Annotated in this window: 15 protein-coding genes; 8 read left to right on the plus strand and 7 right to left on the minus strand. The window is 69.1% G+C overall.

Annotated elements, in window-relative coordinates:
* Positions 1-2 precede the first annotated feature (2 nt).
* Positions 3-170, plus strand: a complete 168-nt coding sequence (locus tag ACFSDF_RS15500; RefSeq protein WP_167004249.1) for a hypothetical protein — start codon at positions 3-5, stop codon at positions 168-170.
* 20 nt (positions 171-190) lie between these two features.
* Here the strand turns inward: ACFSDF_RS15500 and ACFSDF_RS15505 are convergent, their stop codons facing one another.
* On the minus strand, positions 191-898 hold the full coding sequence (locus tag ACFSDF_RS15505) for a GAF and ANTAR domain-containing protein (RefSeq protein ID WP_377158135.1): 708 nt from the start codon (positions 896-898) through the stop codon (positions 191-193).
* Between the two features lie 228 nt (positions 899-1,126).
* On the opposite strand from ACFSDF_RS15505, the gene ACFSDF_RS15510 reads away from it, so the two are divergent.
* The 4 genes from ACFSDF_RS15510 (at position 1,127) to ACFSDF_RS15525 (ending at position 5,714) form a co-directional block, all read left to right on the plus strand.
* A complete protein-coding gene (locus ACFSDF_RS15510; protein WP_377158137.1) occupies positions 1,127-3,334 on the plus strand; it encodes a glycoside hydrolase family 15 protein in 2,208 nt (735 codons plus the stop codon).
* 70 nt (positions 3,335-3,404) lie between these two features.
* The gene (locus ACFSDF_RS15515) at positions 3,405-4,430 is read left to right on the plus strand and encodes a zinc-dependent alcohol dehydrogenase family protein (RefSeq protein WP_377158139.1); all 1,026 of its coding nucleotides are present in this window, start codon (positions 3,405-3,407) and stop codon (positions 4,428-4,430) included.
* 77 nt (positions 4,431-4,507) lie between these two features.
* A complete protein-coding gene (locus ACFSDF_RS15520; protein ID WP_167004239.1) occupies positions 4,508-5,059 on the plus strand; it encodes an RNA polymerase sigma factor in 552 nt (183 codons plus the stop codon).
* A gap of 88 nt (positions 5,060-5,147) precedes the next feature.
* Complete coding sequence (locus ACFSDF_RS15525; protein ID WP_167250102.1) at positions 5,148-5,714, plus strand: hypothetical protein; 567 nt, start codon at positions 5,148-5,150, stop codon at positions 5,712-5,714.
* Between the two features lie 212 nt (positions 5,715-5,926).
* On the opposite strand, the gene ACFSDF_RS15530 is transcribed toward ACFSDF_RS15525, so the two are convergent.
* A complete protein-coding gene (locus ACFSDF_RS15530; RefSeq protein WP_167004234.1) occupies positions 5,927-6,628 on the minus strand; it encodes a GAF and ANTAR domain-containing protein in 702 nt (233 codons plus the stop codon).
* Between the two features lie 188 nt (positions 6,629-6,816).
* Between ACFSDF_RS15530 and ACFSDF_RS15535 the strand changes: the two genes are divergently transcribed.
* A complete protein-coding gene (locus ACFSDF_RS15535) occupies positions 6,817-7,065 on the plus strand; it encodes a hypothetical protein (protein WP_377158142.1) in 249 nt (82 codons plus the stop codon).
* Between the two features lie 39 nt (positions 7,066-7,104).
* Here the strand turns inward: ACFSDF_RS15535 and ACFSDF_RS15540 are convergent, their stop codons facing one another.
* Positions 7,105-8,760 (minus strand): FAD-dependent oxidoreductase, encoded by a 1,656-nt coding sequence (locus ACFSDF_RS15540; protein WP_377158144.1) that lies wholly within the window; start codon positions 8,758-8,760, stop codon positions 7,105-7,107.
* A 53-nt stretch (positions 8,761-8,813) separates the two neighbouring features.
* On the opposite strand from ACFSDF_RS15540, the gene ACFSDF_RS15545 reads away from it, so the two are divergent.
* Together ACFSDF_RS15545 and ACFSDF_RS15550 are read left to right on the plus strand one after the other, a co-directional pair.
* Positions 8,814-9,386, plus strand: coding sequence for a TetR/AcrR family transcriptional regulator (locus ACFSDF_RS15545; RefSeq protein WP_377158146.1), 573 nt, complete (start codon positions 8,814-8,816; stop codon positions 9,384-9,386).
* Between the two features lie 45 nt (positions 9,387-9,431).
* Entirely contained in the window at positions 9,432-9,932 is a 501-nt protein-coding gene (locus ACFSDF_RS15550; protein WP_167004222.1) for a DUF4383 domain-containing protein, read from the plus strand.
* A gap of 258 nt (positions 9,933-10,190) precedes the next feature.
* Here the strand turns inward: ACFSDF_RS15550 and ACFSDF_RS15555 are convergent, their stop codons facing one another.
* From ACFSDF_RS15555 to ACFSDF_RS15570, 4 genes are all read right to left on the minus strand, one after another.
* Positions 10,191-10,856, minus strand: a complete 666-nt coding sequence (locus ACFSDF_RS15555; RefSeq protein WP_377158148.1) for a GyrI-like domain-containing protein — start codon at positions 10,854-10,856, stop codon at positions 10,191-10,193.
* A 348-nt stretch (positions 10,857-11,204) separates the two neighbouring features.
* A complete protein-coding gene (locus tag ACFSDF_RS15560) occupies positions 11,205-11,783 on the minus strand; it encodes a dihydrofolate reductase family protein (RefSeq protein ID WP_167004218.1) in 579 nt (192 codons plus the stop codon).
* A gap of 441 nt (positions 11,784-12,224) precedes the next feature.
* Complete coding sequence (locus ACFSDF_RS15565; protein WP_167004215.1) at positions 12,225-12,941, minus strand: YwaF family protein; 717 nt, start codon at positions 12,939-12,941, stop codon at positions 12,225-12,227.
* Between the two features lie 41 nt (positions 12,942-12,982).
* Positions 12,983-13,459, minus strand: coding sequence for a (2Fe-2S)-binding protein (locus ACFSDF_RS15570; protein ID WP_167250113.1), 477 nt, complete (start codon positions 13,457-13,459; stop codon positions 12,983-12,985).
* Positions 13,460-13,496: the final 37 nt, after the last annotated feature.

The raw sequence follows: 13,496 nt of genomic DNA on the forward strand, positions 1-13,496 counted from the left end.
AGGTGGGACGAAACAAGGACGACGCTGTGTCGGTCGAAGATGCGGCGGCGACGTACGAGAAGCGGAGCAGGCGCGCAGACCGGGTGAGATGGCTGGTGGTGGCGACGGGCTCGATCCTTCTCGCTGCTGTCGTCGCGATCGGGATCGCAGGGCTGGAGCCGCTCGGCTGACGCCAGGCACGCTGGATCGTTCAGTCGTCTGCTCCCCGCTCGTACTCCTGGTTGGTGCTGTCGACGATCTCCTGTGCGATGCCACGGAGCTTGATGTTGCTGGTCGACGACGCGCGAACGAGGAAGTGGAACACCTGGTCCTCAGTGATCTTGTAGCGCTCGCAGACGATCCCGATGGCCTGCCCGATCACCTTGCGGGTCACCAGCGCATCGTTGAGGTGCTCCTCCTTGCGTGCACGTCCCAGCGCGATGGTCGCGTGGGAGGCGAACAGGGCCGCGAGCTCGACGGCTCCTGCGGCGATCGTGTCGGCGTGGACCGAGTAGAGGTTCAAGCCTCCGAGCGTCTCGTCCTCGTTGAACAGCCGGACGCCCAGCTGGGCGCGCAGGCCGGCCCGTGCGGCAGCCGGCATGTAGTCGGGCCACCTCGGGTCCTCTGCTGCCTTCTCGACCGGCACGATGGGGAACTCGCGGATCGCGTCGACACATGGTCCCTGGCCCAGCTGGTACTGAAGGGTGTCGAGCTCCCAGACCAGCTGGTCGGTGCCGGCGAGCGTCTCGATCTCGCCGTTGCTGTGGGCGACCGAGATGCCGACGTGGTCGAACCCCGGCACGGTGTCGCGCGCGGCCTCGACGATCGCATCGAGAGTGGCTTCGAGCGAGCGGGGCTGGTGGATCGCCCGCGCGGCATCGGTCAGCGCCTGGGCGATCTCGAGAGATCCTGCGTTCATCGCACCTCCTCGCCTGACCGTACTCCGATGCGCTCGAGCCGACACGTCACTGCTGTACGAACCCGTGGTCGCATCGCACGCAAGTCCGTTCTGTCGTGTCTGCACGTCGTCCTCGCGGAGGAGTGGGAGCACCTCCGCCTTGCCCTCCGCGACCTCGACGCAATCGACGCTCGTGGTTTGTGAAACCGGTCGAGGGGAACCAGTCGGGCAGCGTTACGGAGGTCCCTCATGTCCGCACACCGCCCGATCCCGCATCCTCGCGCCGCTCTGGCGCCCACCGCAGCACTGCTGCTCGGTGCCTCGCTGCTCGCCAGCCCGTCGGCCTCCGCGGCACCCGGTGTTCCCGCACCCGGTGGTCCGGGAGTCAAGAGCACCTGGACCGAGGCCGACAAGACCGGCTTCGGCACCGCGCGCGACCGACGCAGCAACGTGTGGTTCACGCTGCAGCGTGGCCGGGTGAGCGAGGTGTTCTATCCGGACCTGTCGACGCCCAGCGTGCGCAGCCTCGAGCTCGCCGTCACCGACGGTGCCACGTTCACCGACCGCGAGGCCGTCGACATGCGCCCGGCCACCGCCCGTCCTGATGCGCGCAGCCTGCGGTTCCGCCAGGTCGGCGGCCGTCCCGGGCGCTATCGCGTCGTCAAGCAGGTCGTGACCGACCCACGTCGTGCCGCGCTCGTGGTCCGTGTGCGGCTGCAGTCGCTGGACGGTCGCCGCTACCGGCTCTTCGTCCGGCACGACCCGGCGCTGAACAACGGCGGCATGGACGACCGCGCCCGTACGGTCGGCCAGACGCTCGTGGCCTCCGACGGTCAGGTCGCCACCGCGTTGCGTGCGCAGCCGCGGCTCGGAGCGAGCAGCAACGGCTACGCCGGGCTGGCCAGCGACGGGTGGCCAGACCTGCGCGACGACCACAGGCTCGATCGACGTCACCGATCGGCCGGTCCCGGCAACGTCGTCCAGACCGCACGCGTGAGTCGCGTCGACGGGCTGCCCGGTCGGCAGCGCGCGACGCTGACGCTCGGCTTCGGACGAGGTGTGTCCGACGCGCGCGCGACCGCCGCGTCGAGCGCGCGTGCCGGTTGGTCGTCGCTGCAGCGCCGGTACGACCGAGGCTGGCACCGCTACCTCGCCGGCCTGAAGCGGGTGCCGGCGACCGCGGCCCCGGTCAGGCGCCAGTACCTCGCGTCGGCGCTCGTGCTCGCGGCTGCCGAGGACAAGCGCAACCCCGGCGCCGTCGTCGCCTCGCCGTCCGCGCCGTGGGTGTGGGGCGACGAGGTGCCGGACCTGTCGTCGCCGTCCGGCGCCTATCACCTGGTCTGGTCGCGCGACTCGTACGAGTTCGGCAGCGCGATGTGGGCCATGGGCGACGAGGCCGCCGCACGGCGGATCGTCGACTGGCTGTTCCGTGTCCAGCAGAGGCCTGACGGGTCCTTCCCGCAGAACTCCGACGTGCAGGGCACCCCTGTGTGGTCGGAGCTGCAGCTCGACGAGGTGGCACTGCCGATCGTGCTCGCGAGGCTTACCGGCAAGACCGACCGCCGGACGTACGAGGGCGTGAAACGTGCCGCGACCTTCCTCGAGCGCTTCCGCGACGAGGAGACGGGGCGCCCCGCCCCGTACTCGCCCCAGGAACGCTGGGAGAACCAGTCCGGCTACTCGCCGAACTCGATCGCCGCGCAGATCGCGGGTCTCGTGTGTGCCGCTGACATCGCCCGCACGAACGGTGACCCGGCGTCCGCGCAGCGCTGGCTGAGGCTCGCCGACAGCTGGGCGGCGCAGGCGAAGGGCTGGACCGTCACCACCAACGGTCCGCTCTCGACGAACCCGTACTTCCTGCGGCTGACGAAGAACGGCCTGCCCAACACCGCTTCGCCATACCAGATGGGCGACGGCGGGCCCGTGCAGATCGACCAGCGCCGCGTGGTCGACCCTAGCTTCCTCGCTCTCGCACGGTGGGGGATCCTGCCCGCCGACGACCCGGTGATCGCCTCCTCGCTGGCCGTGGTCGACCAGGAGCTGAAGGTGCAGACCCCGAACGGACCGTTCTGGCGGCGGTTCAGCCTCGACGGCTACGGAGAGACGCGCGACGGCGGCCAGTGGGAGATCACCGAGCCAGGCACCTTCACGACCCTCGGTCGCGGTTGGCCGATCCTCACCGGCGAGCGCGGAGAGCAGGAGGTGGCGGCAGGGCGCGACGCGTCCTCGTACCTCGCCACGATCGCGGCGTCAGCCAACGGTGGCGACATGATCTCCGAACAGGTGTGGGACGGTCGGCCACCGACCGGACGGCCATGCTGTACGGCCGGGGAGGGCACCCGTGCGGCGACGCCGCTGGTCTGGTCGCACGGCCTGCTCGTGCGGCTGGCGTGGACGATGCAGCGTGGCCGTCCGGCGGACCAGCAGGCCGTGGTCGCACGGCGCTACCTGGACTGAGCACGACGGACCCGTCCGCCGAGCGCGTCGGTGCGAGGGCGGGGAGAGTGGCGGTGAGGAGGTTACCGACATGCGTGGAGTCATGATGTACGCCCCCGGCGACGTCCGTACGGAGGAGCGAGACGACCCGCAGATCGTCGAGCCGACGGACGCGATCTTGCGATTGACCGCGACTTGTGTGTGCGGGTCAGACCTGTGGCCGTACCGCGGCGTCGAGCCGATGGCCGCGTCACCGGCGGCGATGGGGCACGAGTACGTCGGGGTGGTCGAGCAGATCGGGTCGGACGTGAAGAACGTCAAGGTCGGCGACTTCGTCGTCGGCTCGTTCGTCGCTTCCGACAACACGTGCGAGATCTGCCAGGCCGGCTACCAGTCCCGCTGCATCCACCAGGTGATGATGGGCGCGCTCGGGACGCAGGCAGAGCGGGCGCGCGTCCCGCTGGCCGACGGCACGCTCGTCGCGACCCCCGGACAGCCGGATGACGATCTGATCCCGTCGCTGCTCGCCGCGTCCGACGTGCTCGGGACCGGCTGGTACGGGGCGGTCGCCGCCGAGGCCGGTCCGGGCAAGACCATCGCCGTCGTCGGCGACGGTGCGGTCGGTCTCTCGGCGGTGCTCGCGGCGAAGCATCTCGGCGCCGAGCGCATCATCGCCTTCAGTCGGCACCCCGCACGCCAGGCCCTGGCTCGCGAGTTCGGCGCGACCGACATCCTCGAGGAACGCGGCGAGGAGGGCGCGGCGAAGGTGGTCGAGCTCACCGCCGGGTACGGGGCTCACGGGGCGGTCGAGGCTGTCGGCTCTCAGGAGGCGATGTGGCAGGCGATCCGCGCGACGCGCCCCGGCGGGTACGTCGGATACGTCGGTGTCTCCCACGGCGTGGAGCTCGACGGCACGGAGCTGTTCTTCACCAGCGTGCACCTGCACGGCGGGCCCGCCCCGGTGCGCCGGTTCCTCCCTGAGCTCATCCAGCTGATCTGGGACCGTACGATCGATCCCGGCAGGGTTTTCGATCTCGCCCTGCCTCTCGCGGATGCTGCTGAGGCCTACAGGGCGATGGACGAGCGACGAGCGACGAAGGTCCTCCTGACCCTCTGACGTACGGGCCGCCCACCTGATGCCCGAAAATTGTCCCGTTCGGCCATCCAGGCCAGCGTCGGCCGCGAAGCACCCGCATGGACCTTCTCGATCCCGGTGAGCAGACGTTCGGCGTGCGCATCACCCGGAGGGACGAGGCCGCCCTCCGCGAGGCCTACGAGACGTACGCCCCTGTCGTGCTCGCCTACGTGACCAGATATGTCGGCAGGCACGAGGCAGAGGACGTGATGCAGCGCACCTTCCTCGACGTGTGGCGGGGAGCGTCGGGGTACGACCCGAGCCAGCGGTTCACCGGGTGGCTCTTCACGATCGCTCATCACCGTGCGATCGATGCGCTGCGGGCTCGCAGGCATGGGGTCGTCGACCTCGAAGCGCTGCGTGAGCTCGCAGGAGAAGACGGAAGGGACACCGTAAACCGGCTCGCGGATGCCGCGCTCGTCCGGTCCGCCGTCGCGAGGTTGCCCGGGCATGAACGCGCGGTCCTCGAGCTGGCGTACTTCGACGACCTCCCGCTGCGAGAGATCGCCGCGCGCCTCCAGGTCCCCATGGGGACGGTCAAAGCGCGTGCCTTCCGAGGGAAGCGACGGCTGGGAGAGATCTTGAGAGCGGCCGACGAACCTGCGAGATGACGCCTGCCCCCGGCAACCGAACGGGGTCAGCGACCGAAGAACACAGAGACCAGGTATCTGGTCGCCACCAGATGGAGGGATTGTTCGCATGTCGAAACGTACGTTCATCAAGGTCCTCACCGCGTTCCTTGCGGTCGTGGGGTTGGTCGCCATCGGGGTCGGAGCCCCGGCACAGGCACAGGAGCAGCGGCGGGCGAAGGTCGGCTACACGCAGGTCGTCGTCGATCCGGCCGTCTACTCGCTCATCGCAGGCGCAGGCATCACGCCCGCGGCAGTCGGTGGGGCGAAAGCGTTCGCCTACAAGGGCACGCTCGCGGCCCGGTTCCCGATCACCGGCTACTCGCTCAAGAAGGTGCAGATCAAGCACAGCGGCGGGATCAGCCTCACGGCAGGATCCGCCACGATCTCGCTGAGGAAGTTCACCATCGATCTCGGCCGCCAGCGGGTCAGCGGCAAGGTCTCCGGCTCCGTCGGCAACGTGGGGCGCGTCGACCTGTTCAAGATCCGCCGTTCGAACCGCCCAGGGCTGGGCCTGGTCAAGCTGACCTTGACGGGCACTGCTGCTGGTGCGCTCAACTCGACGTTCGGCGTCAACGCGTTCAGCGCCGGCGACACGTTCGGGTACGCGAGCCCGCGGCCGTTCGGGAGATTCTGACTCATGCTCTGGGCCGGTTGGGGGGCAGGCGCGATGCCTCCCACCGGCCCATTGGGCACGTTCCTGCCGTTAGGACCGGGCACAGTGGGGCACCGGACGAGCACTGCTTGGCCGTGGGCGCCAACGGTCGAGCATCAGGCCCGGGCGGGTCGAGAAAACGGACGCCCGGGCTGTCCCTTGTGACATCGCCGCCGCGCGGAGTCGTCGGCGGGCTAGGTGTTGTCAGGCTGGGGGATCTGCCGGGTCGCCACGATGTGCTCGGAAACGGCGAGGAGCCGAGTGTTGGTGATGCTCGAGACACGCTGAAGAAAGCGGAAGGCCCGCGTGGCGTCGAGGTCGTACCGCTCCATGACGATGCCCATCGCCTGGCCGATGACGGTGCGCGTGCGCACCGACCGGCCGAGCTGGTCGATCTGCCGTGAGGAGTCGACGGCCACGGCGATGTGTGCGGCCATGGCAGCACCGACGACCTGGTCAGAGTCGTCGAAGGCGTCGACCTTGTCGGCGTACAGGTTCAGCGCGCCGTAGTCGTCGGCGGTGGTGAAGAGCTGGAAGCACAGGACGCTGCCGAACCCCAGGTCGCGGTTGACCTGCTCGCTCCATCGCGGCCATCGGTCCTCCTGCGAAAGGTCGCGGACCAGCGTGGTCTCGTGGTCGTGGATCGTGTCGAGACACGGGCCCGTACCGATCTTGTACTGCAGGTGGTCGGCCTCTCGCGCTCGCGGCCCGGTGGAGTTGATGGTCTCGATCCGTCCGCCACGGCGGATCAGGCTTATCGCAGCGTCGTCGCAGCCCTCTATCGTCTCAACCGCCAGCTTGAGGGCCTGGTCGAGTGTGTCGGTCTCGTCGCCCTGGTCCCGCAAGGACCGCGCCAGCTCGGCGAACCAGTCGTCAGGATCTTGTCGGCGTGGCATCCCGTCATCGTAATCGTGGTGCGGACGCATGGGGAGAGTGGCTGGCGACCCAAGGTGTGGGCTTAGGTCCCGCAGGCCCGGGTACCGCTTCTTCCTGGAGCAACGGCGCGATAGGGCGCCGGGGCGGGAGGAAGAGGAGTAGGGCGATGCCCCCTAGGAAGAAGGCCGCGAACAGCGGTGGCACACGAGTGACCGACGACAGCCTGCGAGTGCGCCAGGTCACGCACTACCAGTTCAGCTGGGCTGCTGGCGGCGCCGGAGAGGACGGCCTCTGGACGCTTCAGCTGGTGCTCGACGAGGGCGCATGGGAGGAAGTCCTGACGGTCAGTGCGGACGACGCCGACAACCTTCAGGACGTCCTCACCAACACGACCAACGTGTTCTACGACATCGATCGTCGGGTGCTGATGTTCGGCGTGACGAAGACCGGTGACTGACACGCTGCCGAGGACCTCGGTCCGCGGCGGCGCGTCCTTTCAGCGCGAGGCTGCCATGTGGCGCGCGCCGCGGAAGCCGAACACCGCTGCGGGTCCGATGGTCGACCCGGGACCAGGGTAGGTGCGCCCCATCACGGCGGCAGAGTTGTTGCCCGCGGCGTACAGGCCCTCGATGACCGAGCCGTCCTCGCGCAGGACGCGCGCATCGGCGTCGGTGACGACACCGCCCTTGGTGCCGAGGTCGCCGATCACCACCTTGAACGCCGTGAACGGGCCCTTCTCCAGCGGGCCCAGGCACGGGTTGGGGCGAACGAGCGGGTCGCCGTAGTAGCGGTCGTACGCGGAGTTGCCACGGCCGTAGTCGCCGTCGACGCCCGCCTTGGCGAAACCGTTGAAGCGGTCGACCGTCGCGTCGAGACGCGTGGGGTCGACGCCGATCTTGCCGGCGAGCTCGGCGAGCGAGTCGGCCTTCACCATGATCCCTGCCTCGGTCATCTTCTTGTTGAGGCGCGGGTCCATGGCGTACGTCCGCAGATAACGGCGTGCGTGCCGGGTGTCGGCGATGAACCAGTACGGTCCGTCCTTGTCGTGCTCGAGCATGTGGTGCCCGAGGTCGACGTACGACTCCGACTCGTTGGCGAACCGCTCGCCCTTGCCGTCGACGATGATCGAGTACGGGAACGACCGCTCGCCGACGATGAATGCCGCGCCGTGTCCGTCGACGGGCGCGATCGACGCACCCCACCAGGCGTCGTCCATCAGCTCGAGCGCCGCGCCGGCCTTGTAGGCGATCTCGATCGGGCGACCGAGGTTGCCAGGTGCGCCGGACGGGTTGCCCTCGATCCCCTGCAGCTCGCGTCGCATCTGCTTGTTCTGGTCGAACCCGCCGCCAGCGAGCATGACGCCGCGGCGTGCCTCGATCGTGAGGGGCTCGCCGTCGCGGGTGACGCGGACGCCGACCACGTGTCCTTCGTCCATGATCAGGTCCTCGAGCGGCGCGTTTAGCCACAGCGGAGTCTTCTGCTTCTGCACGACCACGTCGACGAAGGAGGCGGCGAAGGCAGCGCCGATGCCGGCGAGCTTCTTGCCGCGCAGGACCCCTCCCGCGGCGCGGAACACGAGCTCGGCGCCGCGCCGGAATCCGGCCGGGGTCGACCATGCCCGTCCCAACAGCCAGACGTCGTCGGTCTTCACCGGCAGGGCCACCGGGGCCTGGCAGGTCTCCCACCACGAGCCGATGCGCTTGACGTCGAACGGCTTGACCTCGACAGCGCGACCGATCTTGCCGCCCGACTTCTCGGGGTAGTAGTCGGCATAGTCCGGTGCGCGCACCAGCTCCACGCCGTACTTCTCGGCCGTCAGGACGAAGTCCTCGACGCCGTCGACGAATGCCTCCTTGCGGGCCCTGTTGCTGGCGGCTCCCGGCTCCCCGACGGTGGCCTCGAGGTAGGCCAGCGCCTCCTCTCGGGAGTCGCCGACGTCGTCACGCTTCATCAGCGGGTTGTTCGGCAGCCACATCCCGCCGCCCGACATCGCCGTGTTGCCGCCCCACTTGTCGGTGCTTTCCAGCACCACGACGCTCAGCCCGGAGTCGGCGGCTGCCATCGCGGTCGACAACCCCGCGGCTCCGGACCCGACGACAACGACGTCGTAAGTGTGGTCGTACGAGGACGCGGGACGGGAGTTCGCGGGCATGGAGGCCTCCTGTACAGGCTACCGGACAATCTTGTCCGGAGTAGGATCCCAGCATGCCTTCCCCGCGCCGTCAGATCAACCGCGGCCCTGCTGCGGCCGGCGAGAACCGGGCGGCGATCCTGGCGGCGGCGCGGCGCGTCTTCGCCGAGCAGGGCTATCACGCTCCGCTGTACAAGATCGCCAAGGAGGCCGGGGTCGGCCAGGGTGTGCTCTACCGCCACTTCCCCAACCGTCTCGCCCTCGGCTTCGCGGTGTTCGAGGAGAACTTCGTCGAGCTGCGAGAGGTCTCGTCGCGCGACGACGCAGGCGCGCTTGAGGAGCTGTGGGCGCGGCTGCTGGACCTGACCATCACCGATGCCGCGTTCGTCGAGATGTTCGTGGACGCCCGTCGTGCCACCGCCGACTACGACGGCGCCGAGCGCTTGGTCGCTCTGCTCGAACCGGCCCTCGGCCGTGCACGCGCTGCGGGCCGCGTCGACCCCGAGCTGACGATGGCCGACCTTCTGCTCGCCCATCGCATGGTGTTCGGCGTCGTCGCCACCTCGGAGGACGAGGCCGCCGCGCGCGTCGCCGTGGCGGCGGCGACGGCGCTCATCCCGAGGCTGCCTCCTGCCCCTCGGGCGTGAGGACGCCGGGGACGGGTACCGGTCCGGAGACGAAGGGAGTCTCCCATGGACGACTCAGCAGCAGCCAGCCGCGGCCACGACAGCGATCTCGCCGCGAAGGAGAAGACCGTGCGCACCCTCACGATGGTCGTGGGAGCGGTCTTCCTCCTGGTCGGGATCCTCGGGTTCATCCCTGGCATCACGACGAACTACGACACGATGACCTTCGCCGGACATGAGAGCGATGCGAAGCTCCTCGGGATCTTCGAGGTCTCGATCCTGCACAACATCGTCCACCTCCTGTTCGGCGTCGTCGGGCTCTGGGCGGCACGGGCCGCGAGGACCGCTGTGCCGTACCTGATCGGCGGCGGCGTGGTCTATCTCCTCCTGTGGCTCTACGGGCTGATCATCGACCACGACCACGCGGCGAACTTCATCCCGGTCAACGACGCGGACAACTGGCTCCACCTCGGCCTCGGCGTCGTGATGGTCGTGCTGGGGGTGATGGGCTCGCGCATGATCGCGCCGCGTCGAGCGGCGACGGGTCCACCGGGCCGTCGCCCGTGAGGGCGGGCAAGGACCGCGACAGGGCGGGCCTGCTCGGTCGGGCCGCCCTGACGGGCGCCGGTCTGGAACCACGCGATGCACTGAGGGACAGGGCCACGCTCGGTGCGCTGCGCGGGGTGGTCGAGAACGCGACGGGCGTGGGTGCCCCGCCCCTCGACCTGGGAGAGCACCGAGCGTCGGGCCGACTTCTTCCACAAGGCGGTCTACTCGACAGTCACCGGCTGGTTTTCGGACCGCTGGATCGCGCCCCGCCTGCAGTCACGTCGCGGGGTCGTCAGCCACTGACCGCGCGAGGGACACCGGCTGCCTGAGGATCGTGCGCAGCTTGGCGGGGGCGACCCTGCGTGCGTCGCTGAGGTAGATCTCGTGGTGCTTGCCGGTCATCCGCAGGCCGTGGTCGGGGACGAACTCGTCATGCATCCGCGCCAGCACCTCGGCCTCGTCGTCGAAGGAGCCGACGTGCAGCGTCTGCACGCACCGTCCCTCGGACAGCGGTGCGAGGCGCAGCTCGTCGAGCCGGACCGGCCGGGCTTTGGCTGCGGTGCGGGCGACGGCCGCGTCGACCATGGACTGGTCGATCCAGTCCGGGGTCATGATCATCAAGGTCCAGTCCCACTGCGACTTGTCGCGCGTCGTGGTGAAGGCGTCCATGTCCTCGGCCCACCACAGGCCCTCCAGCGGCGGAACGACGTAGTCACGTCCGAGGTCCTTCTTGCTCGCGAACTTCACGGCGTACGCCACGGGATACAGCGCGGCGAGCGCGTCGGCGTACGCCGGTGAGGTGTTGGGATCGCCGTGTCCGTCGACCATCAGATATTGCATGTCGGGCACGTCCAGGAGTCTGAAAACGCCTCTCTTGGCCTGGTAGGCGTCAAGGCTCTTCTTGATGTCGGTCTTGTCGGTCTTGTCGGTCGTGCGGATCATCGAGCACCTGGACTCGGCTGGCGAGCCACTGCCTTTCCGCCTCCAGGAGGCACGGAGAGTACCTCGACGGGTGAGCCGGGTACGGAGCGCCGCGCCGTACTGGCGCTCGTTGAGCAGCGGCAGGTTGGCCACGCCGAGAAGGAACGGGTGCGGCACCGTCCGGAGCTCGGTGAGGAACGCGAGGGCGTTGCGTGCCGCGCTCTCTCGGCCGAGGTCCGTCGTGTGGAAGACGCGCCGTGACTTCGCGCGGCCGGGGCGTCGCGCACGTGGACGAGGCCTCGTCCACGCACCTATTCTGGCACTGGAATAGCCCTGCTGGTCAAGCGCTTCGTTGATGCTCCACGCTGCTCAGCCGTGCAGGGTGGGCCGGTAGACGAGCTCTTGGATGCGGCCGTCAAGGGTCCGGCTCTCGAGCAGGTCGAGGTCGAAGTCGGCCGCTCCGGCGAAGATCGGGTCGGTTCCGGACTGCCCGGTGATCACAGGGAACACCGTCACTTCGACGCGGTCGACCAGGCCAGCGGCCATGAGGGCACGGTTCATCGACAGGCTTCCGTGCGAGCGCAACGGCACGTCGGACGCCTCCTTGAGCCGGGCGACGACGTCGACGGCATCACCAGCCGCAAGGGTGGCGTCCGGCCAGTCGAGCGGTCCTCGCAGGGTGGACGACACGACCGTCGTCGGCAAGCTCATCATCCGGGTGACCCAGGCGTCGTACACCGACTCCTCGGTGCCCGAACCCAGCAGCTGGACGAACGCCCGGTACGTATTGGCCCCGAAGACCATCCGCTGCTCCTCGTCGTACGAGGCGAGACGGTGGTCGAGCAGCTCGGGGCCTTGCTTGCCCCAGTAGCCGCCCCAGTCGCCGCCGCTGGCGGTGCCGAAACCGTCGAGGCTCGAGAAGACGTCGAAGGTGTAGGTGGCAGTCATCGTGCACTCCTCGGGACGGTTGATCAGGTCGTGGTGTCGACCTGCGGGCCGGGTCGAACTCATCGCTCCCATCGAACGGTCGCCGCGTTCGCGTGACATTCGTCATCCCCGGGCCGTGGAGGATCCACACGCCTTCATGACGGCCGGCACTCCTGCCCGCGCCCGTACGCCACGAGGCTGGAGGCATGAACCACGAACGGAGTGCGACCAGGCCCGCTGACCGGGCTCCCGTGATCGAGGTACGAGGGCTGCGGCGCGTCTACGGCGAAGGGGACACCGCGTTCGAGGCCGTCCGGTCGCTCGACCTCGACGTTCGACCTGCTGGAGGGGCTGGCAGAGCCGACTGCCGGAGAGGTCGCGGTCTTCGGGCTCGACCCGGTGCGCGACCGTCGCCGGATCCGGCCGCGGGTGGGGACGATGCAAGGGCCTTCGGAACGAGCGCTAAGCGGCGACGGTGGCCTTGGCCTCGCGGCGGGTCCACGGCCAGGTCAGCAGCGCCCAGACGGTGGCGACGATCACGATCTCGAGGACCACGTACAACGGCCACGGCCCGAGATAGTCGAGCAGCGAGGCCCGGCCAGGCTTCGCGTTGAGATAGCCGTAGTTGACCCCGGCGATCGCGTTGTAGATGAAGGCGAGCACTGCCCAGACGAGCGTGATCGCGACCGTGCGCCGATAGGTCGCCCACGTCGGCCAGACCCCGAGGCCCACCACGAGATAGACCGCCGCCCAGACGATGAGGAGGTGCATCGCCCAGAACATGAGGAAGCGCGGCTCGGGCCAGGCCGCGGCGAGGTCGGGGGTCAGCATCCCCTGGGTCGTGAGCGTGATGCCCCACAAGTAGGTGACGGTGGCGGTCAGGCGCGAGCGCGTCCAGAGCGCGTGCACGGCGAAGAGCCACGCGAGGTCGCAGAGCTGGAAGGGGAGCGAGGTACGGGGGTTCCACTCGTCCGGGAGGAACTGCATGATCTGCAGCGGGATGGTCACCGCGCAGATGCCCACTGCGAGCGCCCGGCTCACCCGCGTCTCGGTGGCCGTGCCCCGTACGTGCCACCCGACCCACACCACGGCGATGAGGCCAACCGCGAACACACCCAGCGCTGCGAGGTGCTGCGAGCCGAACGTCTCGAAACGGCCGTCTGCGGCCAGGCTCACCATGGGATCAGGCTAAGGCCGCCGGAGGTCGCGCAGTCCGACACTCACATGCGCGCTGCGCCGGTACGGATCGCCTCCCGGATGCGGGGGTAGGTACCGCAGCGACAGATGTTTCGGATGCTGTCGAGGTCGTCGTCGGTGACGCTGCGACCCTCGGCGGCGACACGGCGTACGAGGTCGACGGCGGCCATGATCTGGCCCGGCTGGCAGAAGCCGCACTGCGCGACGTCGTGCGCGAGCCACGCCTCCTGCATGGGGTGGAGCTCGGCGCCGATCGTGTCGGGGAGCCCCTCGATCGTTGTCACCTCGTCGGTCGGCGAGAGCGCGTCCACCGGGACAGCGCACGGGTTGAACGCCTTGCCGTTGAGGTGGCTCGTGCATGCCTTGCACACGTTGATCCCGCAGCCGTACTTCGGGCCAGTGACACCCAGGACGTCACGCAGGACCCACAGCAGTCGCACGCCGTCAGCGACGTCGACGCTGACCTGTCGGCCGTTGAGCACGAAGGTGTGCTGGGGCACGGTGGTTCTCCTTGGTCTCGTGGGGGAATGCGGTGCG

The sequence above is a fragment of the Mumia zhuanghuii genome (genome assembly GCF_042681565.1).
GTDB lineage: Bacteria > Actinomycetota > Actinomycetes > Propionibacteriales > Nocardioidaceae > Mumia.